Here is a 21,632-nt window from a genome sequence, read left to right as displayed (position 1 = left end):
TGTTCCCTGAGGCGCTTTCGGAGGCGAAAACTTGCAAGCCCGCTATTGTAGTCGCGCGACGGCTCAAGCGTTGCAAGCGCGGCCACGCGATTTCCGGCTAGAGTATACGGTCTCGCTGCCGCTGTACTTGTTTCCGTCCCTGTTACGCACCTGATGGAGTACCCATGTTTCTGGATTTTTCTGAAGTCGACCCACGCCAGGCCTATAGCTGGCTGGCCTCCGCCGTCATTCCTCGTCCGGTCGCCTGGGTGTCCACCGTGTCGGCATCGGGTGCGACCAACCTGGCGCCGTTCAGCTTTTTCCAGATGGTGACCGGCAAGCCGCCGACCGTGATGATCTCGCCGCTGGTGCAGCGCGACGGCAGTATCAAGGATACCGTGCGCAATGCGCAGGAAACCGGGCAACTGGTGGTCAATCTGGTCGGCTTCGACCTGGCTGACGCCATGAACGAAACATCGTTTTCCTATGACGCCGACATCAGCGAATTCGAACAATGCGGCATCGCCTCCACGCCGTCATCGCTGGTGCGTCCGCCACGTGTTTCAGCTGCGCCGGTGAGTCTTGAATGTGAACTGGCCAGTTGCATGCCCTACCCTGCCGAGGCGCCGTCCTGCCATATCTTGCTGGCACGCGTGCTGGCGGCACATTTCGATGAACGCATCCTCAATGACAAGCAATTGCCCGATCCCGAGAAACTGAACCTGCTCTCGCGCATGGGCGGCGACTGGTACGGCCGCACGCGCAGCGACGCCAATTTTGAGCTGGCTCGGCCGCGCGGCTGGGCTAAATAAACTTCCCGGCAATATCAGCGTAGTCGCTGTTCGAATCCCAATTCGACAATGCCCAAGCCGTTGATATCTGCTTTCACCTTCAGCGCAGCATCGGCAAACAACATGCCGGTACAGGATCCGGTGGTGATGATCTGACCTTTCTGCAAAGGCATGCCGCGTAGCGAACAATGCCGCGCCAGCCATGCCAGCACCGGCCAGACGTCGCCAGCCGGATTACCGCCTGTCGTGTGAGCGACTTCCACCTCGTCGAACGACAGACGCGCTTCGATCCGCAACAAGTCAGTCGCTGGTTCTGACAGTGGAATCGCAGCGCCGACGATCAAAGCGCCATGGCTTTGCAGATCGGCCAATTGCGTGAGCTTGCCGCTGTGTGGATAGTCAGCCAGCCGGCTTTCCACGTCTTCAATGGCGGGCAGCATCGCGTCCAGCGCGTCCATCATTTCTGCTTTCTCCGGCAAGCGATCACCGACATCAAGATCCCGGCCTAGTCGAAACGCCAGCTCCGCCTCCATGCCGCGCAGCGGATAGCCATCGTCCAGCGTTACACCTGACGGTAGCAAACCACGCGCAGGCAGCGGTGCGCAGATCGGCTCCTGCCCCAGCCCTTTGGAGCCGACCTTCCATCCTGCGACAGGCCCCATCTCACGCAACAACGCGTCCTGCACGGCGTAAGCCAGCGCCTGATCCGATACCGGATCAATCTGCACGCGTTGACCGTTTGCGTGCGCATTCAACAGCAACTGCGCAATCGTCTTGGCATCCATTTGCTACTCCATTCACTACCGTTAAATTGAAGATAACCCGACGCTCACATCGGGCAAGGATGCAACCAGGGATGGGCATCTTCGTATTGCTGCGCCAACGCCAGCAATTCTGCGTCCCGTCCCTGCATGCCGATCAATTGCAACCCTGTCGGCATGCCGTCGACCAAACCGGTCGGCAAGGCGATCGCCGGCAGTCCGGCGGCATTGGCGAAGGCGGTAAAAATTGCATGTCCACGCGGGCCGACTGGGGTGCCGTCGATCACGGTCGGATGCGTCTGTTCAGCCGGCCACGGCAGCGCCGCCGTGGCGGGTGTGAGGATAGCGTCGTACTGACTGAAGACCTCACCCAAGCGCAGCTTGAGCGTGTGCACCGCCACCAGCGTCTCAAACAAAGCCGACGAGGACAGCTTGCGCCCTGCCGACAAATTCTCGCGTGCAGCTTCACCCAAGAGCAATTCCAGTTCGCTGCTGCTGTCCTTGCTGATACTGCGGCATGCAGCGGCGAATTCCGGATATGACGAAGCGCGCTCCATCATCCACGCCAGACCTGCTGTCGACAACGCAGACCAACGTTGATTGATTTCTTCGGCAAGATCGAAGTATTCAATCGAGACGACGTCATGGCCGAGCGCGGCAAACTGATCGGCAGCCTGCATCAACTGTGCAGCAATACCGGCATCGACAGGATGATCACCAAAGCGCGGAACCAACAAGATACGCGCCCGGTAGCCTGCGGAGGCCGGCGCGGTCAGGTCGCGTCCGGCCAATACACTGGCAAACGCCGTGACATCGGCAACGCTGCGACCAATACCGCCGGTTACCTCATAGTCGAGAAAGATTTCCGGCAAGCCACCACCTCGCGGCACCATGCCTGCCGACGGTTTAAATCCAACCAGTCCGCAGTGCGAAGCCGGACGCCGGATCGAACCACCACCATCTGTCGCCAGCGCCAGCGGACCACAACCGGCCGCCACTGCCGCCGCAGCGCCGCCGGACGAACCGCCGGACGTCATTGCCATGTTCCAGGGATTGCGTGAAGCGCCATACAAGGCGTTCCATGTATACCCTTGCATCGCGAACTCCGGCAGATTGGTCTTGCCGATCAATACCGCGCCGGCATGGCGCAGACGCGCCACGGGCAATTCGTCCTTGGCTGCGACGAAGCCCTGCAGAAGACGACTGCCCCAGCTCGTCGGCATACCGGCGACATGCATGTTGTCCTTGACACTGACCGGCACACCGTCGAGTGGTCCGAGCGGCGCAGATGCTCTCCAACGCGCGCTGCTGGCCTGCGCCGCAGTACGCGCGCCGTCGACGTCGATGAACACCATGGCGTTGATCATCGGCTGGCAATGCGCGATGCGTTCCAGACAAGCCTCCAACGCATTCACCGGCGTGAACGCGCCGCTGCGGTAGCCGGAGACAAGCTGTGCAGCGCCGAGGCGCCACAGTTCGCCTTTCATTGTCTGCATCAACTTATTCCGGCAGATCGCCCGCAGGACGGCTCAGCCATTTTTGAGACATCTTGTCCAGCTCGCCGCTCTTTTTCGCTTCCATCAGAATTTCATTCAGACGGCTGCGCAGCTTGTCTTCGTTCTTGGCCAGACCAATGAAGTTCGGCGACACCTTGAGTACGAACTTGAACTCGGTGCCCATCTGCGGGCTCTTCTTCATCATCACGTCGGCCACCTGCACGCTGGTCGCGACCAGTTGCGTCTGCCCTGCCATATAGGCGGAGATGGTCGTGTTGTTGTCTTCGAAGCGGCGCAGGCCGGTGGTCGCCGGTGCGATCTTGGTCAGTTCCATATCGTCCATCGAGCCGCGCGTGACGGCGATGGACTTGCCGGCCAGATCGGCACCGGCTTTGACCGCCATGGTTTTAGGACCGAACACGCCGATGAAGAACGGCGAATAGGCGGCAGTGAAATCAATCGCCTTTTCGCGATCAGGATTCTTGCCGAGCGTGGAGATGACGATGTCGACCTTCTTGGTCTGCAGATAAGGAATGCGGTTGGCGCTGGTGACCGGCACCAGCACTACTTTTACGCCCAGCTTGGCGCCGACGTAGTTAGCCATGTCGATGTCCAGCCCTTGCGGATGCAAGTCGGCGTCAACAAATCCATAAGGCGCAAAGTCGGTCGGAATCGCAATGCGGATCTGCTTCGCCTTTTGGATATCGTCGAGGGCAGTCTGCGCCTGTGCGCCGCAAGCCGATGCGAACAGCGCAAGGGCGGCGATACCAAGGGAAAAGCGACGTTTGGTGATGGTCATCATTACATTACTCCAGGTCAGATTGAACGGGATGGCCGCGCGGCGCGGCCCTTTGCTGCGGTTTTCAGTGGTGGATTACCGGTTGAGGCGGAGGTGCCGGAAGCTCCATGAATATCCAGCGGCTGCAAGACTTCCTGCAGCGTCATCAAGGGATCTGGAATATGGGCGGCCTCTGCATGGTCTTGCATCGGCAACTTGACGTGCCAGGTGCCGAGATGAGCTGCCATGAGCTGTTCAGCACGCATCAGATCGCCGGCTTCCAACGCCTCGACGATCTGTGCATGCTCGTCACAAGAGTGGGAGGCGTCCGCATCGCTCTGGTGTTCAATGGCGATCAGCGTGGTGCGTGCCGTCAGATCTTTCAGGGTATTGGCCAACACGGCGTTGCCAAGACATTGCGCCAGGCAGACGTGGAAATCGCCCAGCAAGAAGCTGCGCAAGCCGGTATCCCCGCTCTTGAGTGCGCGGCGCTGCTGCTGCAGATGCTGTCGAAGTCGTTTGAGCCCTGCGCTGTCGAGACGCTCTCTGCTGCGCAGCAGGCCGGTTTCAATCACGCGCCGCGCCTCAAAGGTTTCGATCGCCTCTTCCTGCGTGGGCGCTGCAATATACCAGCCGCTGCCGACGCTGGAGACCACGAGTTGCCGCACCGACAGACGTGTCAGGGCTTCGCGCACGATCGTCCGGCTGCAGCCGAACAAGGTCGCCAGTTGCTGCTCGCTGAGCCGTGCCCCCGGCAGCAGGCGCTTGGCCAGCACGGATTCAAGAATGCGGTCGCTGATTTCGGATGAAGTAGTCATGCCAAACCTGTATGCAGCTTTCGTGCCAAGCTGTATACAGGTTAAACACGGGGATTTTGCACAACAATGAAGCGTGCTTCCCGGACGCTTGCACAGTTATCGGCAATTGCGCTCGCTGACGGCGCACGCAGGGAGATAACAAATAGAAACCAATAGAAGTAAAAAAAGCGTGCCGCCCATACAGACGACACGCTTCCGGCAACAATGCCAGCTCCTCAAGACCTCAATAAATCAAGACATCAGAAGGTATGACGAATACCCGTCATGACACCCAATTGATTCATGCCGGTGCCGATGGTGCCACCTGCATCGACGGCGATTGCCGACGTGCCGGAGTTCTTGATATAGCCGACCGACGTGTACAAGGCGGTGCGCTTGGACAGGTTATACGTCAGACGCGCTACGGACAGCGTGGCGGAGTTTGCCGTGCCCTTGAACTTCAGGCGCGAGATCTGGGTATCCAAGACCAGTGCAACGGTGAACGGATAGCTCAGACCGAGGTAGTACAGGTCGGAATCGCTCTTGGTTGCGGTCTGCGTCTTGCGGTCCAATACACCCAGCCCAATACGTGCATCACTGATCATGAAGTAGCCGTGCAAGCCGATGCGGGTATCGGTGTAGCTGCTGTTGTTCAACCCCAGCAGTGCAGTGGGGCCGCCGTTAAGCTTGTCGTACGCAAGGTTGACGCCGAACGCCTTGTTGTCGTAGCCGAGCAGGCCGGTGTACTGACGACAAGCCTTGCTGTCACCGGCAGTCTCGCCGGCACAGTTGGTCGATGCCGGACCGCCGGCTGCAGTCGCGTCGCGGCCGAAGCTGTAGGTCACGCCTACCGTCACATCGGAGAAGGTGCCGAGATATCCAATGGAGTTATCGCTGCGTGAGTTCGGCAAGTAGGAATCCAGATTGCCGATGCTGTGGATGTTTGGGCCCATCACATCGGACTTGAGCGTAGACAGGTAAGTCATGTTGACCTGACGACCCAGCATGACGCTTTGTGTGGCGTTCTTCAGGCCGACGTAGGACTGACGACCAAACAGACGGTTACCTTGTCCCATGCCGCCGGTATCAACGGCCATGCCGGCTTCCAGTACGAACATTGCCTGCAGGCCGCCGCCCAGATCTTCCGTCCCTCTGAAACCGATACGCGATGGAAACGAGCCGGTCAGCGACGGCATCTTGACGACCGAGTTGCCGGCCGCGTTGGCATTAGTGACGTATTCGACGCCGGTGTCGATCAAACCGTAAATCGTCACTTGCGATTGCGCCATCGCCGACGGCGACAACATGGCTGCTGCGATGGCGCCTGTGGCGCCCAGTGCACCGATGACACGCGTGGTGCTGATTGATTTCTTCATTGCTTCGTCTCCTACAAGGGTTTTCTGTTTTTTGGTTCGTGATGTCTTACTTCACTGCACAAGCGATTCTGATGCCGCTTTTTTCTGCTGCGAGGTGATGCAAGGCGCTGCATTCGTATCGATGATTCAGCGAGAATCATTCTAGCGATCGGGTCGCTCGTGCTAGTTGCCGATTGGCGTGATGATCGATCTAATCTGTTTATGACGATGCAGAAAACGACACATCGCTCTTCTGTTTTTCGTCAGATCCAGAACGATCCGCGCCGCTCGGAGAACTTCCACCCATGCGCGGTGAGCCGCAAGCGATCCTGGAAGGTTCCCGGTGCAGGCGGTTTGGAAACGACGTCGACGATTCCCGTCTCAAGATCCGAGCGCGCCCCCGACAGCAGCACAATGCGCGACCGCGCCACGGCGTGTTCACGGTCTTCCACGTCAACGATGACGTCGGTGCACAAATGAAAAGTGCGTACGTCGGCAGGCCTGCTGCGAAACGACGCAAGGATCGCTTCGCGTCCCACCAGAGGCGTCGCCGGGGCCGATGGCCGATACAGAATCGCGTCATCGGTGAACAACTCGATCAAGGCATCGAAATCGCGTTCATCGTTGAGGTAGGCGTAACGGTGAATCAGGCGTTCGCATTCCTGCCCGATCAGCACGTGTTGAAGTGCATCGAAAGACATGGCTGTCAGCTCGCGAGTTTGAGGTCTGGTTTTCGCACGGATGCGGAGATGTTGCCGGCTGCATTTTCAGCTGAATTTTCAGCGGTGTTCTCAACTTGATGCGCGTGCGCCAGCCCCAGCAACTGATGCATGGTGGCGTCGTCCTTGAGCAGCAAATCGCTGCGACCGTCATGGACGATGCGGCCGCGATCCATGATGACGACGCGCTCGGTGACTTCCAGCGCGAGATGCGCATGCTGTTCCACCAGGATCAGCGTGAGGCCGCTTTGTTTGAGTTGCTTGACCGCATCCAGCAAGATATCCATCATCACCGGCGACAGGCCTTCCAACGGTTCATCGAGCAAGAGCAATTTTGGATTGCCGACCAGCGCACGCGCCATGGACAGCATCTGTTGTTCTCCACCTGAAAGCTGATTGCCGTAATTGTTGCGGCGTTCTTCCAGACGCGGGAATAGTTTGTATGCCGCTGCGATATTCCATTCGCCGGGACGTGCAGCAACGCGCATGTTTTGCTCGACGGTCAGCGAGGCGAAGATCTCGCGCTCTTGCGGCACATAGCCGATCCCCATGCGGTTGCGTTGATAGTTGGCGGTGTTGGCTATGTTCTTGCCATCGAATTCAAGGCAGCCTTTGCTGACGGTCGTCAGCCCCATTATGGTCGCCAGCAACGTGCTTTTGCCGACGCCATTGCGGCCCAGCAGACTGACGGCTTCGCCTTGTCCGATGCCGAAAGACAGATCATCGATGACGACGGCGTCGCGATAGCCGGCACTGAGCTTGTGGATGTCGAGCAGCTTAGCCATGACGTCGCCCCAGATAGACATTACGCACACGCTCGTCAGCGCGGATGTCGGCAGGCGACCCCTCCGTCAGCACGCTGCCCTCGACCAGTACGGTGATTTTTTTGGCGAAACGAAATACCAGGTTCATGTCGTGTTCGATAAACAGAATGGAAATATCCTCGGGCAGGCGCTCCAGCAGATCGATGATCATGCCGCTCTCGCCGTTGGGAATCCCTGCCGCCGGTTCATCCAGCAACAGTACTTGCGGCTTCAGCGCCAGCGCGATGGCAATTTCGATCATGCGGCGCTGACCATAGGCCAGTTCGTTGACGCGGCGTGACGCCAGTTGCAGCAGTCCGAGCTGCTCCAGCAAGGCTGCTGCCTCGTCAACCACGCCGGCATGATGGGCCGGCTTGCCCCACAGCTTCCACGCGATGCCCATGCGCTGACTCAGCGGAATGGCGACGTTTTCGGCGACGGTCAGTTCAGTGAACAGGGTATTGATCTGGAAAGTGCGCGCCAGACCGCCGGCAACACGCTTCTGCGGGCTGGCCTGGGTGACGTCGCGTCCTTCCAGATAAATGCTGCCGGCCGTCGGCGCAACCACGCCGGTAACCAGATTGACGAAGGTGGTCTTGCCGGCGCCATTGGGGCCGATCAGTGCATGACGCGCACCGCGCTCGATGCGCAGGTCGACGTTGCGGGTAACTTCAATGGCACCGTAACGCTTGCACAGACCACGTGTTTCCAGTGCACAAGGACGCGAGGATGCGGTCGCCGGAGAGGCCGTGTCCGCATGCGATGTTTGCAGGACGGGGGTCATTTCTGCTCCTTGGCGGGGTTGACTGAAAGAGGACGAAAATGAGTGCGCAGGCGATCGAATACGCTGCCGCCCAGCGCCAGCAAGCCGCCCGGTGCAAAGCGCACCAGCACAATCAAAGCGATGCCGACAAAGAACATCCAGTGAAACGGATCAATTGCCGCAGCACGATCCAGCAAAAGCATGTACAGCGGGATACCGATGAAGGCGCCATACAAACGACCGACACCACCGATGATGAGCATGATCAGGATGTTGCCGGACAGTTGAAAGCTCAACAGATCCAGGCTGACGGTACGCGTGATCTGTGCACTCAGACCGCCTGCGATACCGGCGATGGCCGCCGACAGCGTATAAGCGAGAATCAGCTTGGCATGCACCGGCGTACCGACCAAAAGCATGCGCTTCGCGTTTTCACGGATGCCGCGGATCGACAAACCGAATGGCGAATTGGCGATGATGCGCACCGCGACAAAGACCACGAACAGCACGCCCAGCGCGTACAAATACGCTGTCTTGCCGTACAAGTCGAAAGAGAACAGGCCGAACAGCGGCGCAGTCTCCATACCAGACAAACCATCCGCACCACCGGTGACGCTGCGCCAGGTATTGGCCAGCTCATGCAACACGACAGTGGTAACCATGGTCAGCATCAGCAATGCCAGTCCGCTGGTGCGCAACAGCAGCCAGCCGGACAGCAAGCCGACAAATGCAGCCAGACCGGCCGCAACCAGCAAGCCGCTGAATGGTTCGGGCGAAACGTGCAGCGAAAAATACCCCGCCGCGTAGGCACCGATGCCAAAGAAAGCCGCGTGTCCCAACGTATTGATGCCGGCAAAGCCGAGCGCGAGATCCAGCGAGATGCCGAAGATGACCATGATCAGGATCTGCGAGCCGATCGACATATACGTATCGAAAGTGAAGAACGCGGCCAGCGCAACCACCCACGGCAAGACGTCGGCGAAGCGGACGCGGTAGAACGGCAATGCGCCGGCCGGCAGAGGTAGGATGGGGCGAATTGTGGAGGTGTTTATTTTCATGCTGTCTGCCTTCCGAAGAGTCCTTGAGGGCGCACCAGCAGCATCACCAGCGTCGCCATATAAATCACCAGGCCGCCCGCTTCCGGCAGGAAGTAGCGTCCCAGCGTGTCGATCATGCCCAGCACCAGTGCGGCGATGAGCGTGCCCTTGATGCTGCCGAGGCCGCCGACCGACACCACGATCAGCACCAGCACCAGATAATTGAGCGCGTAGAACGGCTCCAGCGGGAACATGTCGGCGCCGAGCGCACCGCCCAGTCCGGCAAAGCCGCAACCGATGGCGAAGGTGACTGCAAAGAAAGCTTTGACATTCATGCCGATACAGCCGGCCATTTTGGCGTTGTCCACCGCTGCACGCAGTTTGGCGCCGACTTGCGTGCGATCAAGGACATACCAGATCACCAGCGCACAGGCGCAACTGACGGCAATGAGAAACAAGCGATATACCGGCAAACCGATGGCGCCAAGCTGATAGGTGCCGCGCAAGGCGCCCGGCACCGGGATGTCCTGAATGGTGGAGCCGAACATCGCATTGGCGGTGGCAATCATGACGAAGGTCAGGCCGATGGTCATGAGCACCTGGCCCAGCTCGCTCTGGACATATATCCACGAATAGACGGTGCGCTCAAGCAGCGCGCCGAGCAGCATGGTGCCGATCACCGCCAGCGGCACAGCGACGGCATAAGGCAGCTGCGCCTGCGTCACCAGCATGAAGGTCATGTAGCCGCCGGCCATGGCGAAGCTGCAATGCGCCAGATTGACGACGCGCATGACGCCCATCGTGATCGACATGCCGATGGAAATCAAAAACAGAATCATGCCGAAGGCCAGGCCGTCGAACAGGAGTGAAACAAGAGAAATGGCGAAGCGGGATAGCATGGCTTTCCTTGACTAACGATGACAATGAAAAGGACGACGACGGCGATTACGATTACAAAAACTGTGAGCCTTCACGGCCACACCCGATGCGGCACATACACCTGACCATCGAGCAACATGCGCGCCGTGCGCAGCAAACCCGAACTGAGGAAACGCATCTGACTGCCATGCAATTCCGTGCTCGATTCCTTGCCCGATTCAGTACGCAAGGCAACGGTAAACTCACCGCTAGGATGTTCCACCGAGATCTCGACGTCATTGCCCTGCGGCAGCGTCGCCATCCCTTCTGCCACCGATCCCGGCAACTTGCAGGCGCTGGCGACACTCACTGCGCCGAGTACGCCGATCGCGCTGTGGCAACGATGCGGGATGAAAGTTCGGGTGGAGATATGCCCGCCGTTGGCAGCCGGCGAGATAATGGTCATCTTCGGCACCACCTTGTTGCGTACGTCGCCCAGCCCCATCAGTTCGCCCGCTTGCAGACGGACGGCTTCCAGGCGCTTCTTGAATTCCGTGTCGGCGTCGAGTTGCTGCGGCGTCTCCTGCCCGGTTTTGCCGAACGACTCGGCACGCATGACGACAACCGGCATGCCGTTGTCGATGCAGGTCGCTTCGATGCCGTTGAAGACATCACGCGTGCGGCCGGTCGGCAGCAAGCTGCCGCAGGCTGAACCGGCGGTATCGCGGAAAGCAATATTGATCGGCGCCGATGTGCCGGGCACCCCGGCAATCCTGGCCTCGCCGTCATACACCACGCGGCCACCCGTGGTCTGCACCATTGCCGTAGCGATGTTGCCGCTGTTGACCATGTAGATCACCACCGGTGTCAGGTCACCGCGAATCGCCACCAGTCCGCGCTCAATCGCAAACGGACCGACGCCGGCCAGCATGTTGCCGCAGTTGGGCGAGATATCCACCAGCGGTTTGTCCACGGCAACCTGCGCAAACAGGAAGTCGACGTCGACGCCCGGCAAAGATGACGGCGAGACGATCGCGACCTTGCTGGTGAGTGTGTCGCTGCCCCCCAGTCCATCGATCTGACGTGGATCGGGCGAACCCATTACCGCCAACAGCACCGCGTCGCGCGTGGCCGTATCCTGCGGCAAATCATCTGCAAGAAAGAACGGGCCGCGCGAGGTGCCGCCACGCATGAAGGCGCAAGGGATGGCGCGTTGGGAAGCTTCGGTAGGCTGAGTCATCGTCCGCGCTTTTTAAAGATAGGTCAGTCCGGCAGCGGCCAGCTTGGCGCGCATGTCGTAGATGTCCAGGCCGAGTTCACCGGCGGCGAGGCGTTTGCGCTTCTGCTCTTCATTGGCGGCGCGCGCGACGCAGGCATCGGTGACGCTGCCGAGCTGTTCGCGCGGCACGGCGACGACGCCGTCGTCATCGGCCACGATCACATCACCCGGCTGAATCAATTGCTCGCCGCAGACCAGCGGCACATTGACCGATCCGACCGTCGCCTTGACCGTGCCTTGCGCACAAACGGCACGCGACCAGACAGGAAAGTTCATCTCGCGCAAGGTGCGCACATCGCGCACGCCTGCATCGATCACCAGACCAAGTACGCCGCGTGCCTGCAGCGACGTCGCCAGCAGATCGCCGAAGTAGCCATCCTCGCAATGCGAAGTCGGACTGACAACCAGGATGTCGCCCGGCTGGCACAGTTCAACCGCCACGTGCAGCATCCAGTTATCGCCCGGCGCCACGCTGACCGTGACCGCCGATCCTGCGATTGCCGTGTCGGCGACGACCGGGCGCAGGCGGTGATGCAGCAAACCGGTACGGCCTTGTGCTTCGTGCACGGTAGCGACGCCATACTGCGCCAGCGCAGCGACGCGTTCGACCGGTGCACGCGGGATATTGCGAACAGCGACGTTGCGGCTCATGAGAACTCTCCGCACACTTGCGGAAACACGCGTTGATAGCCTTCACCGTACTTGATGCTGCGCGAAGAGTTACGCGATGCCTGTACGCCGCGTTGCAGCGCCACGCGGGTGTAGTACTCCCACAGATGTTCTTGTGCGTTCATGGTTTCGAAGGCAGCTTTTTTCTTTTCCCAGACGGAGGAAATGTCTAGCAGTACATCCGGCTTCCAGTTGCATTGTTCGGGCTGATGCGGTTCGTACAGCAACACAGGCGGTGCGCCGATGACGGCTTGTTCCGGATTGTGGCCGTGGGCCTGCGCAATGATGCGTGCCTCCTGCGCGACATGCGTCGCCAGAGGATGATCGAAGTTGTAGGGATCGTGCAGTGAATGGCTAAGCACGAACTCGGGACGCAACTCACGATAGATGTCGACCAGCTTGTACAGCACTTCGTCGCTGACGCGCATCGGGTAGTCACCGATATCTAAGAACGCTATCTCAGCACCGAGGATGTCGGCAGCCTTGGCCGCTTCTTCATGACGCGCAGCCTTCACTTTGGGCAGCGTCATGTTCGGTTGTTTCCACATCTTGGCAGACTCGCCGCGCTCGCCGTAGGAGAGGCAGACGACTTTCACGCGATAGCCGCGTTCGCTATACAGCGCTACCGCACCGCCGGCGCGCCAGACGAAGTCCGCAGCATGTGCGCTGACCACCAGCAGCGATGGTTTTTGAGTCTTTTCCATGGTTGTCCTGTTGATTCGATAAAAATGAATTGATGTACTTGTCTCGTACTTTTTATTTTTTATTGCTGTCTTTACGCGGTTGCCGACGTTGTCTTATTGCCGGTTTTGATCACCGCTTCCATCGTCTTTGTTAAGTCGATTTATTCTATGGCAGGGCTTATCCGCTCGCGTTTCTCTTTGGCTGATAGCGCATCTAATTTACTTATCGACTTATACAATCGTGCGAAACAGGCCATATCAAAAACCGTATTGCGTCGCGAGAATGAGTAAAAATTGGCGCAAAAAAACGGCGTCGCTGCCATCGCAGCGGACGCCGTGAATGCTCAGAAAAAACTGTTATGCCGACTCTGGAACGCGCCGTGTCTTGAGAAAAGCTTCCAGTGTCTCACCACGCATGGAGGCATAGACCGCCAGGTTGGACATCTTCACCACGCGGGCGAATTTCTCCAGTACGAAAAAACTCACACCGTATTTGATCAGGCCTAGCCAGTCCTGATTGATCACCAGCGTACGCTCTTCATCGCTGAGCTTGAGCTCATCGCAGGCCGCCTTGAAATCGCGCACCAGCAGTGCACGGAACTCCGGCTCGCGGTGACGCCAGAAGAAGCGGTTCAGTCGCAACGATTTGACGCTCTGGCGGACGTCGAAGACATAGGTGCCTTCAATGTCTTCGATACCTTCAAGTTGTGGATTCATTATTTTCTCTTCAGGCTTGTTCGTAGATCGCCACAGCCATCGCGGTCGTGGTTGCCAGATAGACGTTCTGGTGGATGCATTTGATCTTGTCGTCGAGTGCGCCGCGCATGGCCAGCCACATGATGACCTCGACACTTTCAGCGCCACCAAGGCGCACGAAGTCGGCATGCTTGAGCCTGGTCAGGCTCTGCGGATCGTCGACGATGCGGCGCAGGAATTCGTCATCCCATTCCGGATTGTTGAAGCCGGTACGCTCACCATGGATCTGATGCGATAAACCGCCGGTACCGACCACGGCAACCTTAAGGTCTTCGGGGAAAGACTCGATAGCGCGGCGCACCGCCTGACCGAGCTTGTAACAGCGCGCAGCGGTCGGCAACGGATATTGCAGCACGTTGATTTCAATCGGGACTATCACACCGGGCCACGCCGGTTCATGCGGCCACATCAGCGACAACGGCGAGTTGCAACCGTGGTCGAGTGCACGATCCTGAAACAGCGTCATGTCAAACTCATCGTTGACCAGGCATTCCGCCATATGTGCCGCCAGTTCCGGATGACCGTTAATGTCGGGCAAGGGACGCTTGCCGGCGCCTTCGTCGGCCATTTCAAAACTCGGCGAGACACCCAGCGCAAACGTCGGATAGCAGTCGAAGAAGAAACTGTTTGCATGATCGTTGTAGAACATGACCAGCACGTCCGGCGCCTGCTCGCGCAACCATTGCGCTACCGGCTCATAGCCCTTGAACAGCGGCGCCCAGGCCGGATCGTTCTGCCGTCCCTTGTCGTACGCCAGGCCGATGGTGGGCACGTGCGACGTGCCGATTCCTCCTACGATTCTTGCCATGATTTCCTCAATACGCTTTCAACACATTCAAAATACTTAATACATTTTTACGGCGACGGCAGGCGGCTCTTCCGTTTGCGCGGTCTCAGCTTCAGCGAGGCGCAACAGCGTCTTGCGCATGGACAGACCGGGACGGTCAGGGCCGAAGCTCAGTTCATCCGGCGGCCCGTCGCCCTTCTCGACTTCTTCCTGTATCCAGGTCAGGGCGTCGACGTCTTCCATATACGCCTTGACTGAAGCGGATGCCAGATAGTCGCTGGCACCGGCATCATCGAGCGCGAAGTCGCGGCTGTTGAACCACCAGTAGTGGATCGTGCCTTGAAATTCCGGCGTGAACAAGTGCGTAATATTCACGCGATAGTCAGTGTGTTCGCCTTCGCGCGGCTCCAGGTTGGCGATGCGCGCAAAGGCGATATGTCCTGCGGGGGAGACGAAACGGCTGTCGGAGAAACGATCCACCGGACGTCCGGTCAGCTTCATCGGGATGCCGTAGATCGGCGGCGGCGGCGAGTTCTTCAACTCGCGGCGGATACGCACGACATCGCCTTCATTGTGGATTTCGAGACTGGAGCGCGAATACTCCGGCGTGCCGACCGTGTCCGCATGCAGAATCGGAAAGTGCGTCTGATCCAGCAGATTCTCATGCATCGCGACGTAGTTGGACTTCATGTGGAAGTAGCCGGTGACGGTGGTCCACTCCGGCGCGTCCAGCCATGACGTATCCGGAATCAGCGCCGGATCGGCCTTGCTAGCGTCGCCCATCCAGATCCAGATCAACGGGCCTTTCTCTTGCAGCGGATAGGAGGCGATGCGCGCGTGCGTCGGCGGGTTGGCCAGCGACGGCATGTGTACGCACTGGCCTTCAGGGTTATAGGCCATGCCGTGATAACCGCATACCACCTGATCGCCATCAAGGCGTCCCTTCGACAAGGGAAAGGAGCGATGGGCGCAGCGGTTTTGCATGATGACGGGCGTGCCGTCGACCTTACGGTACATCAGCACGGTCTTGCCGAGCAAAGTGCGCTCCAGCAGATCGCGCGTGACTTCGCGCGACAGCGCGGCGACGTACCAGCAATCCTTGATCAGGGGCGTGGTGTGATTGGCCATCTTCGGCTTGGCGGCTGCGGCTTTCTGAAGCATGGAGTTCTCCTCTAAACACAGTGCGGCGACTTATCCGTCGCCGCACTGAACAATGACAACATTGTGCGCAATAACGATAGCAATAGCGATGGCGATTACTGTACCTTTACGCCAGGATCCTTGATGGCCGGATACGTCTTGAACGGCTTGTTGACGTAGACGCCATCGACCTTTTCAATACGGCGAATGTAGATATTCTGCGTCATCTCGCGCGTCTGCGGATCGATGCTCACCGGGCCGCGCGGGCTTTCCCACGCGTAGCCCTTGATTGCCGCCATGGCCTTGTCGCCGTCTTGCTTGCCGCCGGTGGCGCGGATCATTTCATAGATCATCTTCATCGAATCATAGGCAGCGATCGATGCCACGTTCGGCGTCTTGTCGGCGCCGTACTTCTTGCGGAAGGCGCTGACGAAAGCCACGTTGGCAGGCGTGGTGCTGGCCGGCGAATAATGCAGCGCAGTCACGATGCCAGCCGCAGCGTCGCCGTAGGACGGCAGTTCGCTCTCTTCGGTTTCGGCGGTGGCCAGCAGCTTGATGCCGGACTTGTCCAGTCCGCGCTCGACGAAAGCCTTGATAAAGGCGACCGCCATCGGACCGACCGGCGCGAACATGTAGACGTACTCAGGATTGGCTTCCTTGATCTTTTGCATGTAGGTCGAGAAGTCGGAGGTATTGAGCGGCATCTTCACCTCCGCCACGATCTGCCCCTTCTCTTCGGTGAAAGACTTGCGGAACGAGGTCAGCGCATCGGCGCCCGGTGCGTAGTCCGCCACGGCCAGCGCAACGCGCTTGCCGCCCTGCTCCGCCGTCCATTTGGCCAGCGGCGTCGCCACCATCCATTGCGTATAGCCGGCGCGCAGCAGGTACGGCGACTTGCTCAGGATGCCGGAGGTGCCGGCGTTGATGATGACGATAGGCACCTTGGCTTGCGTGGCGACATCGGCGACAGCCAGCGCCGTCGGTGTGAATTCGAGACCGCTGATGTATTGCACCTTGTCGCGTACGACCAGCTCTTCGGCCAATTGGCGGGCACGCGCCGGATTGTTGCCGCCGACATCGCGATAGATGATCTTGATCGTGTGCTCACCGGCGCGGCCGTTGTTTTGCGCGAGGAAGAGTTCGGTGGCGTCCTGAATCTGTTTGCCCCAGTTGCTGTACGGGCCGCTGAATGCAGCGATCACGCCGATGCGAATTTCATCTGCATGCGCAGCGGGAGTGGCGACAAAGATGGCGGCGCTGGCGAGCGGCAAGGTGAATTTCATGAATCGGTGCAACATCGGTGGTCTCCTGTTGTATGGAATTTGTTGTCGGCTCTACGCCGTTTTTATGGAAGCATTATCCGGTTCAGACTGGATAGGCGTTATACATTTAGCCTTGCCACCCCATCTAATTTGCTTATTGATTTTTAGACACCTACTAATCACCAGTTGTAAAACACCGTTCAAGAAAAAATTTAATCCCTTTAAAATCAATAAATTAAATAGAAACCACGCACAAACCCGGCGATATCGAGATTGCTGCACCATGTCAAACTGACTGATTGAGGCGAAGCGGATGACTGGACACAGGCAAGTCGTTTGGATACATTGCATCTCGTTTTTCACCCTTTTGGAAGCAACATGAAAACGATTTATTTGCTGTGCGGTTTGCTGTGCGATGACGTGGTCTGGGAAGCGCAAGCCGAGGCCCTGCGCAAAGAACACAAGGCAGACGTGCGTATCGTGAGTTTTCAGCAGGACGATTCCATCGCAGGCATGGCGAGCCGCGTGCTGCAGGATGCACCTGAGCAGTTTTTTCTTGCGGGCCATTCGATGGGGGGGCGTGTTGCGCTGGACGTGTATCGTCAGGCGGCGCATCGCGTGCAACGTCTGGCGCTGCTGGATACCGGCTACGAGGCTGCGACGCCGGGCGAAGATGCCCGCCGCGCCGTACTGGTTGATCGTGCCCGAGCCGACGGCATCAACGCCATTGCCGAGACCTGGGCCATGCCGATGCTAGCCCCCGGCAATCGGGACAATGCGCCGCTGATAAGTCGTATTCTGGAAATGGTGGGACGCATGTCGCCCGAGATCTACGCGGGCCAGATTCGCGCATTGCTGGGCCGTCCTGATGCAACGCCGGTGCTGTCGGCAATCGCCTGTCCCACACTGATTCTTTGCGGCGCAGAAGATGCCTGGAGTCCGCCGGAACGGCATGCGCGTATGGCGGCGCTGGTCAAGGGCAGCGTGTTGACTGAAATCCCCGCCTGCGGACATATGTCGACCATGGAAGAGTCGGATGCCGTCACCCAGGCGCTGCTGCGCTGGGCGGCCTGAGCGGGCAGCCACTCAACTTATCAAGCGGTCACTGCGTCACCAATGACCGCTGTTAGCGGCGCGCCGTTCCATCTGTGTCGCCACTTCCCGAATGGCATCCATCAGCACGACCGCACCCGGCGACGGATGGCTTTCTTCACGCTGCGTGATGCCGATAGTGCGCGAGGTGCGCGGCAGGTCGAAGTCCAGCACCTGCAAGGCGTTGGAGTGAATCTCATACTCCAGCTGCTGCGCCGAGATCGCGGTCACCATATCGCTATGCAGCAGCAGGCCGCGCAAGATCGCGAGGTCGCTGGTCTCGACCACTTCAGTCGGTGCAGGCATGTCCTTGCGGCTCATCGACGATTCAAACAGCGCACGCGCCGGCGTCCCCTTGCTCGACAAGATCCACTGTGCGCGCATCATGTCGTCAAGCGTCACCTTCGATTTCTGCGTCAACGGATGGCCGCGCCGCACGATCACCGACATCTTGTCTTCCAACAGCGGCTCGCCGTGCAGGTCGTTGGCATATTCCGGCGGGCGCAATGCACCGAGGATGAAATCAATGTCCCCCGCACGCAGACGCGCCGCCAGGCTATCGAAAGGCCCCTCGATGGTGGTGATGCGCAATTGCGGATGCGCGGCAATCACGCTGGCAATTGCCCGCGGCAAGATGGTCGTGCGGCTTAGGGGCAATGCGCCGACAACCACGCGGCCTTGCGTGGTTCCCTTGAGCGCCGAGATATCGGCTTCGGCGTGGCGCAGCTCTGCCAGCGCACGTTTGGCGCGAAACAGCAGCAAGGCGCCGGCTTCGGTCAGCAGCATGCCCTTGGGCGTGCGTTGAAACAAGGTCGCGCCAAGACTGGTTTCCAGATCGGAGATGGAGGCGCTTACTGCCGGTTGGGTGATGCCGAGCGCATTGGCGACGGTCGGCATGTGATGCGATTCGGCCAGCTTGACGAAGATCTGCAGACGACGCTCATTGAACAGCATCGACAAGATGGACGTCTTCATCGAACCGGCGGGCGTCTTGATCTTGCTATAGATTTCGTCGCGCGCCAGCTCAAATTCCTGCGCCGCCCTGCGTGCGCGAAAGAGCAAGGTATTGCCGAATACCGTCAGCAGCATGCCGCTGGATTTGCGTTCAAACAGGGACTCGCCGATAACCGTTTCAAGCTCGTGTACCGAGCGCGTGATTGCCGATTGCGCACGATACAGCGCGTCAGCGGCACGGGTGACGCTACCCAGTTCGGCGACGGTGATGAAGGCGCGCAGATGACGCAGGCTTACGGTAGATGTCATAGGAAGGAAGCGGCTCCGGGCGTTGCGGAATATGAATTTCCGATATCTTTTTTTCTAGGATGAAGGATATGCACGGTTTTGACAAGCTCGCATTGCCGCGGCGTAAAAAGACTTCGTCCAGCTTATGCAATCGACATCATTTCTTCCAGACCGATAAGAAGATTAGATGTCTCACCGGGTGATTTTGGGTGGTTGAGATGATCGAATTCCCACAGAATCAGACGACTGCCCGGTTCGGTTACCGGGCGCTTCTTCCCTCGCGAAAAACATCATGCCCATGGCTGCTTCCGATACCGCCCTCGTTTCCGTCTGCCTGATAGGCTACGGCGAAGCAGGCAAGATCCTGGCCCAAGGTTTGTCGGCGACCGGACGCTATGCTGTCTCTGCGCATGACATCCTGTTCTCGGACGCTACTAGTCGGCCCATGCGTGAGGCTGCCGCTGCCGGCGTGACCTTGCATGACGATCTCACTGTCGCCATCGCCGATGCCGATGTCATCATCTCCGCTGTCACCGCCAGCTCCGCACACGATGTCGTCACCAGCGTCGCAGCGTCGATACGCGCCGGCCAATTTTTCCTCGATATCAACTCCGTCTCACCGGCACTGAAACAGGAAAGCCATGCGTTGCTCACAAGCCGCCACGCGCGGTATGTCGAAGCTGCGGTCATGGCGTCCATCCCGCCTTACGGCATCGCCGTACCGATGCTGCTGGGAGGGCCGCATGCCGCCGGCTTCATGGCGCTGATGGCGCAGTCCGGCATGCAGATGAAGATCGCATCGAAAAACATTGGGGTGGCGTCGGCCATCAAAATGTGCCGCAGCGTGATGATCAAGGGATTGGAAGCAATCACCGTTGAAAGCATGCTCACCGCGCGCCACTACGGTGTGGAAGAAGAAGTACTCGCCTCGCTGACAGAAACTTTTCCTGGCATCGACTGGCCGCGCCAGGCCGACTATCTGGTCTCCCGCGTCGTCCAGCACGGCCGCCGCCGCGCCGCTGAGATGCGCGAAGCCGCGCACACCGTTTCTGATGCGGGTCTGACGCCATTGCTTTCGTCCGCCATCGCCGAACGCCAGGACTGGTTGGCCGATCAGGTGCAGGCGGGCATTGTCGACAAACACGAAAAAAGCTGGCGCGAAGTCGCCGACCGTATTGCCGCAGTCTCGGCCGCAGCCGCAGCAACAACAACGGCAGCCGCAACCGAAATCGAGGTCTCGAAGAAGACGGCTTGATCTGAGTTTTAACCATTCAGGTCGCAGATTTACAAGAGGGATTTACCCATAACAAAGGAGATAGTTCATGGCAGAAAATCGTGGTGTTGTTTATGTTGCGCACGGGCGCGTAGAAGTGCAGTCGATTCCTTTCCCCAAGTTCGACAATCCGCAAGGCCGGAAGATCGAACACGGCGTCATCCTCAAAGTCGTGACCACCAACATCTGCGGCTCGGATCAGCACATGGTGCGCGGCCGCACGACGGCGCCATCGGGACTGGTACTCGGACACGAGATCACCGGTGAAGTGATCGAAGTCGGCAAAGACGTCGAAACGCTTAAAAAAGGCGACTTGGTATCCGTCCCCTTCAACGTCGCCTGCGGCCGCTGCCGCACCTGCAAGGAGCAGCACACCGGCGTCTGCCTCAGCGTCAACCCGGCGCGTGCAGGCGGCGCCTACGGCTACGTCGACATGGGCGGCTGGATCGGTGGGCAGGCTGAATACGTCATGGTGCCCTACGCCGATTTCAACCTGCTGCGTTTTCCGGATAAGGACAAGGCCATGGAAAAGATCACCGACCTGACCTGCCTGTCCGACATCTTGCCGACCGGCTTCCATGGCGCCGTCACCGCAGGCGTCGGCCCAGGCTCGACCGTCTATGTCGCCGGCGCTGGTCCGGTCGGTCTGGCTGCAGGGGCATCGGCCCGACTGTTGGGAGCGGCAGTCGTCATCGTTGGCGACGTCAATTCCACCCGCCTGCAACATGCCCGTAGCGTCGGCTTCGAGACAGTCGACCTGTCGCAAGATGCGACGCTGGCTGATCAGATCGCCGCGATACTCGGCGACTCGGAAGTAGACTGCGCCATCGATTGCGTCGGCTTCGAAGCACGCGGCCACGGTCACAGCGGCTCGCAAGTCGAAGCACCGGCAACTGTGCTGAACTCACTCATGGAAATCACCCGTGCCGCCGGACGCATCGGCATCCCCGGCCTCTACGTCACCGACGACCCGGGCGCCGTCGATACCGCAGCCAAACGCGGCAGCCTCAGCATCCGCCTGGGACTGGGATGGGCCAAGTCGCACAGCCTGCATACCGGCCAGACACCAGTGATGAAATACAACCGCCAACTCATGCAAGCCATCCTGTGGGACCGCCTGCATATCGCCGACATCGTCGGCGTGCAGGTGATCTCGCTGGATCAGGCACCGGGAGGCTACGGCGAATTCGATGCCGGTGCGCCGAAGAAGTTTGTGATTGATCCGCATGGCGCGTTGGCGGCATAGACTGTTTGGAAGTACCGGCAACCTGAGCAGGGTTCGCTTTCGCTGAACGCGGAGCAGCGCATATAA

22 protein-coding genes are annotated in these 21,632 nt (G+C 59.2%); 4 read left to right on the top strand and 18 right to left on the bottom strand.

The window, feature by feature from the left end:
* The first annotated feature begins 164 nt into the window (after positions 1-164).
* On the top strand, positions 165-791 hold the full coding sequence (locus PQR63_RS13995; RefSeq protein ID WP_408168511.1) for a flavin reductase family protein: 627 nt from the start codon (positions 165-167) through the stop codon (positions 789-791).
* A 14-nt stretch (positions 792-805) separates the two neighbouring features.
* Here PQR63_RS13995 and PQR63_RS13990 read toward each other — a convergent pair whose 3' ends face one another.
* From PQR63_RS13990 to PQR63_RS13910, 17 genes are all read right to left on the bottom strand, one after another.
* The gene (locus PQR63_RS13990; protein ID WP_408168510.1) at positions 806-1,555 is read right to left on the bottom strand and encodes a 2-keto-4-pentenoate hydratase; all 750 of its coding nucleotides are present in this window, start codon (positions 1,553-1,555) and stop codon (positions 806-808) included.
* A 44-nt stretch (positions 1,556-1,599) separates the two neighbouring features.
* Positions 1,600-3,027, bottom strand: coding sequence for an amidase (locus PQR63_RS13985; protein ID WP_408168509.1), 1,428 nt, complete (start codon positions 3,025-3,027; stop codon positions 1,600-1,602).
* Between the two features lie 4 nt (positions 3,028-3,031).
* Positions 3,032-3,829, bottom strand: coding sequence for a transporter substrate-binding domain-containing protein (locus PQR63_RS13980; RefSeq protein WP_408168508.1), 798 nt, complete (start codon positions 3,827-3,829; stop codon positions 3,032-3,034).
* A gap of 14 nt (positions 3,830-3,843) precedes the next feature.
* Positions 3,844-4,623: a GntR family transcriptional regulator gene (locus tag PQR63_RS13975; RefSeq protein ID WP_408168507.1), complete on the bottom strand. Its 780-nt coding sequence runs from the start codon at positions 4,621-4,623 to the stop codon at positions 3,844-3,846.
* 239 nt (positions 4,624-4,862) lie between these two features.
* Positions 4,863-5,978 carry a porin gene (locus PQR63_RS13970; RefSeq protein WP_408168506.1) on the bottom strand — a complete coding sequence of 372 codons (1,116 nt, stop codon included), beginning with the start codon at positions 5,976-5,978 and terminating at the stop codon, positions 4,863-4,865.
* 242 nt (positions 5,979-6,220) lie between these two features.
* Positions 6,221-6,658: a nuclear transport factor 2 family protein gene (locus PQR63_RS13965; RefSeq protein WP_408168505.1), complete on the bottom strand. Its 438-nt coding sequence runs from the start codon at positions 6,656-6,658 to the stop codon at positions 6,221-6,223.
* A gap of 5 nt (positions 6,659-6,663) precedes the next feature.
* Positions 6,664-7,461: an ABC transporter ATP-binding protein gene (locus PQR63_RS13960; protein WP_408168593.1), complete on the bottom strand. Its 798-nt coding sequence runs from the start codon at positions 7,459-7,461 to the stop codon at positions 6,664-6,666.
* Positions 7,454-8,263, bottom strand: coding sequence for an ABC transporter ATP-binding protein (locus PQR63_RS13955; protein ID WP_408168504.1), 810 nt, complete (start codon positions 8,261-8,263; stop codon positions 7,454-7,456). Before PQR63_RS13955 ends, PQR63_RS13960 begins: the two co-directional genes overlap by 8 nt.
* Positions 8,260-9,300: a branched-chain amino acid ABC transporter permease gene (locus PQR63_RS13950; protein ID WP_408168503.1), complete on the bottom strand. Its 1,041-nt coding sequence runs from the start codon at positions 9,298-9,300 to the stop codon at positions 8,260-8,262. The genes PQR63_RS13955 and PQR63_RS13950 overlap by 4 nt, the downstream gene beginning before the upstream one ends.
* Positions 9,297-10,178, bottom strand: coding sequence for a branched-chain amino acid ABC transporter permease (locus PQR63_RS13945; RefSeq protein ID WP_408168502.1), 882 nt, complete (start codon positions 10,176-10,178; stop codon positions 9,297-9,299). Before PQR63_RS13945 ends, PQR63_RS13950 begins: the two co-directional genes overlap by 4 nt.
* Before the next feature lie 71 nt (positions 10,179-10,249).
* On the bottom strand, positions 10,250-11,377 hold the full coding sequence (locus tag PQR63_RS13940; RefSeq protein WP_408168501.1) for a 4-oxalomesaconate tautomerase: 1,128 nt from the start codon (positions 11,375-11,377) through the stop codon (positions 10,250-10,252).
* A gap of 12 nt (positions 11,378-11,389) precedes the next feature.
* Entirely contained in the window at positions 11,390-12,067 is a 678-nt protein-coding gene (locus tag PQR63_RS13935) for a 4-carboxy-4-hydroxy-2-oxoadipate aldolase/oxaloacetate decarboxylase (RefSeq protein WP_408168499.1), read from the bottom strand.
* Positions 12,064-12,789: a PIG-L deacetylase family protein gene (locus tag PQR63_RS13930; RefSeq protein WP_094565176.1), complete on the bottom strand. Its 726-nt coding sequence runs from the start codon at positions 12,787-12,789 to the stop codon at positions 12,064-12,066. Before PQR63_RS13930 ends, PQR63_RS13935 begins: the two co-directional genes overlap by 4 nt.
* Before the next feature lie 336 nt (positions 12,790-13,125).
* Positions 13,126-13,485, bottom strand: a complete 360-nt coding sequence (locus PQR63_RS13925) for a protocatechuate 3,4-dioxygenase (protein ID WP_408168497.1) — start codon at positions 13,483-13,485, stop codon at positions 13,126-13,128.
* 10 nt (positions 13,486-13,495) lie between these two features.
* Positions 13,496-14,332, bottom strand: a complete 837-nt coding sequence (locus PQR63_RS13920; protein WP_408168495.1) for a gallate dioxygenase — start codon at positions 14,330-14,332, stop codon at positions 13,496-13,498.
* 36 nt (positions 14,333-14,368) lie between these two features.
* Entirely contained in the window at positions 14,369-15,472 is a 1,104-nt protein-coding gene (locus PQR63_RS13915) for a Rieske 2Fe-2S domain-containing protein (protein WP_408168493.1), read from the bottom strand.
* 95 nt (positions 15,473-15,567) lie between these two features.
* Entirely contained in the window at positions 15,568-16,749 is a 1,182-nt protein-coding gene (locus tag PQR63_RS13910; RefSeq protein WP_408168492.1) for an ABC transporter substrate-binding protein, read from the bottom strand.
* 342 nt (positions 16,750-17,091) lie between these two features.
* Between PQR63_RS13910 and PQR63_RS13905 the strand changes: the two genes are divergently transcribed.
* On the top strand, positions 17,092-17,787 hold the full coding sequence (locus PQR63_RS13905; protein WP_408168490.1) for an alpha/beta fold hydrolase: 696 nt from the start codon (positions 17,092-17,094) through the stop codon (positions 17,785-17,787).
* Positions 17,788-17,823: 36 nt separating this feature from the next.
* Here PQR63_RS13905 and PQR63_RS13900 read toward each other — a convergent pair whose 3' ends face one another.
* Positions 17,824-19,068 (bottom strand): LysR family transcriptional regulator, encoded by a 1,245-nt coding sequence (locus PQR63_RS13900; protein WP_408168488.1) that lies wholly within the window; start codon positions 19,066-19,068, stop codon positions 17,824-17,826.
* Positions 19,069-19,345: 277 nt separating this feature from the next.
* Here PQR63_RS13900 and PQR63_RS13895 point away from each other — a divergent pair, with 277 nt between their 5' ends.
* Together PQR63_RS13895 and fdhA are read left to right on the top strand one after the other, a co-directional pair.
* Complete coding sequence (locus tag PQR63_RS13895) at positions 19,346-20,302, top strand: NAD(P)-dependent oxidoreductase (RefSeq protein WP_408168486.1); 957 nt, start codon at positions 19,346-19,348, stop codon at positions 20,300-20,302.
* Positions 20,303-20,369: 67 nt separating this feature from the next.
* Positions 20,370-21,566, top strand: coding sequence for a formaldehyde dehydrogenase, glutathione-independent (gene fdhA / locus PQR63_RS13890; RefSeq protein WP_408168485.1), 1,197 nt, complete (start codon positions 20,370-20,372; stop codon positions 21,564-21,566).
* The last annotated feature ends 66 nt before the right edge of the window (positions 21,567-21,632 follow it).

The sequence above is a fragment of the Herbaspirillum rhizosphaerae genome (assembly GCF_046025915.1).
GTDB classification, from domain to species: Bacteria; Pseudomonadota; Gammaproteobacteria; order Burkholderiales; family Burkholderiaceae_D; genus Herbaspirillum; species Herbaspirillum rhizosphaerae_A.
Note: the sequence above shows the minus strand (reverse complement) of the source record. Positions and strands in the feature narration are given on the sequence as shown.

Coding starts and splice junctions, on each gene's coding strand:
- PQR63_RS13905 (WP_408168490.1), top strand. CDS start 17,092: ATGAAAACGATTTATTTGCTGTGCGGTTTGCTGTGCGATGACGTGGTC.
- PQR63_RS13970 (WP_408168506.1), bottom strand. CDS start 5,978: ATGAAGAAATCAATCAGCACCACGCGTGTCATCGGTGCACTGGGCGCC.
- PQR63_RS13980 (WP_408168508.1), bottom strand. CDS start 3,829: ATGATGACCATCACCAAACGTCGCTTTTCCCTTGGTATCGCCGCCCTT.
- PQR63_RS13955 (WP_408168504.1), bottom strand. CDS start 8,263: ATGACCCCCGTCCTGCAAACATCGCATGCGGACACGGCCTCTCCGGCG.
- fdhA (WP_408168485.1), top strand. CDS start 20,370: ATGGCAGAAAATCGTGGTGTTGTTTATGTTGCGCACGGGCGCGTAGAA.
- PQR63_RS13960 (WP_408168593.1), bottom strand. CDS start 7,461: ATGGCTAAGCTGCTCGACATCCACAAGCTCAGTGCCGGCTATCGCGAC.
- PQR63_RS13990 (WP_408168510.1), bottom strand. CDS start 1,555: ATGGATGCCAAGACGATTGCGCAGTTGCTGTTGAATGCGCACGCAAAC.
- PQR63_RS13895 (WP_408168486.1), top strand. CDS start 19,346: ATGGCTGCTTCCGATACCGCCCTCGTTTCCGTCTGCCTGATAGGCTAC.
- PQR63_RS13985 (WP_408168509.1), bottom strand. CDS start 3,027: ATGCAGACAATGAAAGGCGAACTGTGGCGCCTCGGCGCTGCACAGCTT.
- PQR63_RS13995 (WP_408168511.1), top strand. CDS start 165: ATGTTTCTGGATTTTTCTGAAGTCGACCCACGCCAGGCCTATAGCTGG.
- PQR63_RS13950 (WP_408168503.1), bottom strand. CDS start 9,300: ATGAAAATAAACACCTCCACAATTCGCCCCATCCTACCTCTGCCGGCC.
- PQR63_RS13945 (WP_408168502.1), bottom strand. CDS start 10,178: ATGCTATCCCGCTTCGCCATTTCTCTTGTTTCACTCCTGTTCGACGGC.
- PQR63_RS13920 (WP_408168495.1), bottom strand. CDS start 14,332: ATGGCAAGAATCGTAGGAGGAATCGGCACGTCGCACGTGCCCACCATC.
- PQR63_RS13915 (WP_408168493.1), bottom strand. CDS start 15,472: ATGCTTCAGAAAGCCGCAGCCGCCAAGCCGAAGATGGCCAATCACACC.
- PQR63_RS13965 (WP_408168505.1), bottom strand. CDS start 6,658: ATGTCTTTCGATGCACTTCAACACGTGCTGATCGGGCAGGAATGCGAA.
- PQR63_RS13910 (WP_408168492.1), bottom strand. CDS start 16,749: ATGTTGCACCGATTCATGAAATTCACCTTGCCGCTCGCCAGCGCCGCC.
- PQR63_RS13925 (WP_408168497.1), bottom strand. CDS start 13,485: ATGAATCCACAACTTGAAGGTATCGAAGACATTGAAGGCACCTATGTC.
- PQR63_RS13940 (WP_408168501.1), bottom strand. CDS start 11,377: ATGACTCAGCCTACCGAAGCTTCCCAACGCGCCATCCCTTGCGCCTTC.
- PQR63_RS13975 (WP_408168507.1), bottom strand. CDS start 4,623: ATGACTACTTCATCCGAAATCAGCGACCGCATTCTTGAATCCGTGCTG.
- PQR63_RS13900 (WP_408168488.1), bottom strand. CDS start 19,068: ATGACATCTACCGTAAGCCTGCGTCATCTGCGCGCCTTCATCACCGTC.
- PQR63_RS13935 (WP_408168499.1), bottom strand. CDS start 12,067: ATGAGCCGCAACGTCGCTGTTCGCAATATCCCGCGTGCACCGGTCGAA.
- PQR63_RS13930 (WP_094565176.1), bottom strand. CDS start 12,789: ATGGAAAAGACTCAAAAACCATCGCTGCTGGTGGTCAGCGCACATGCT.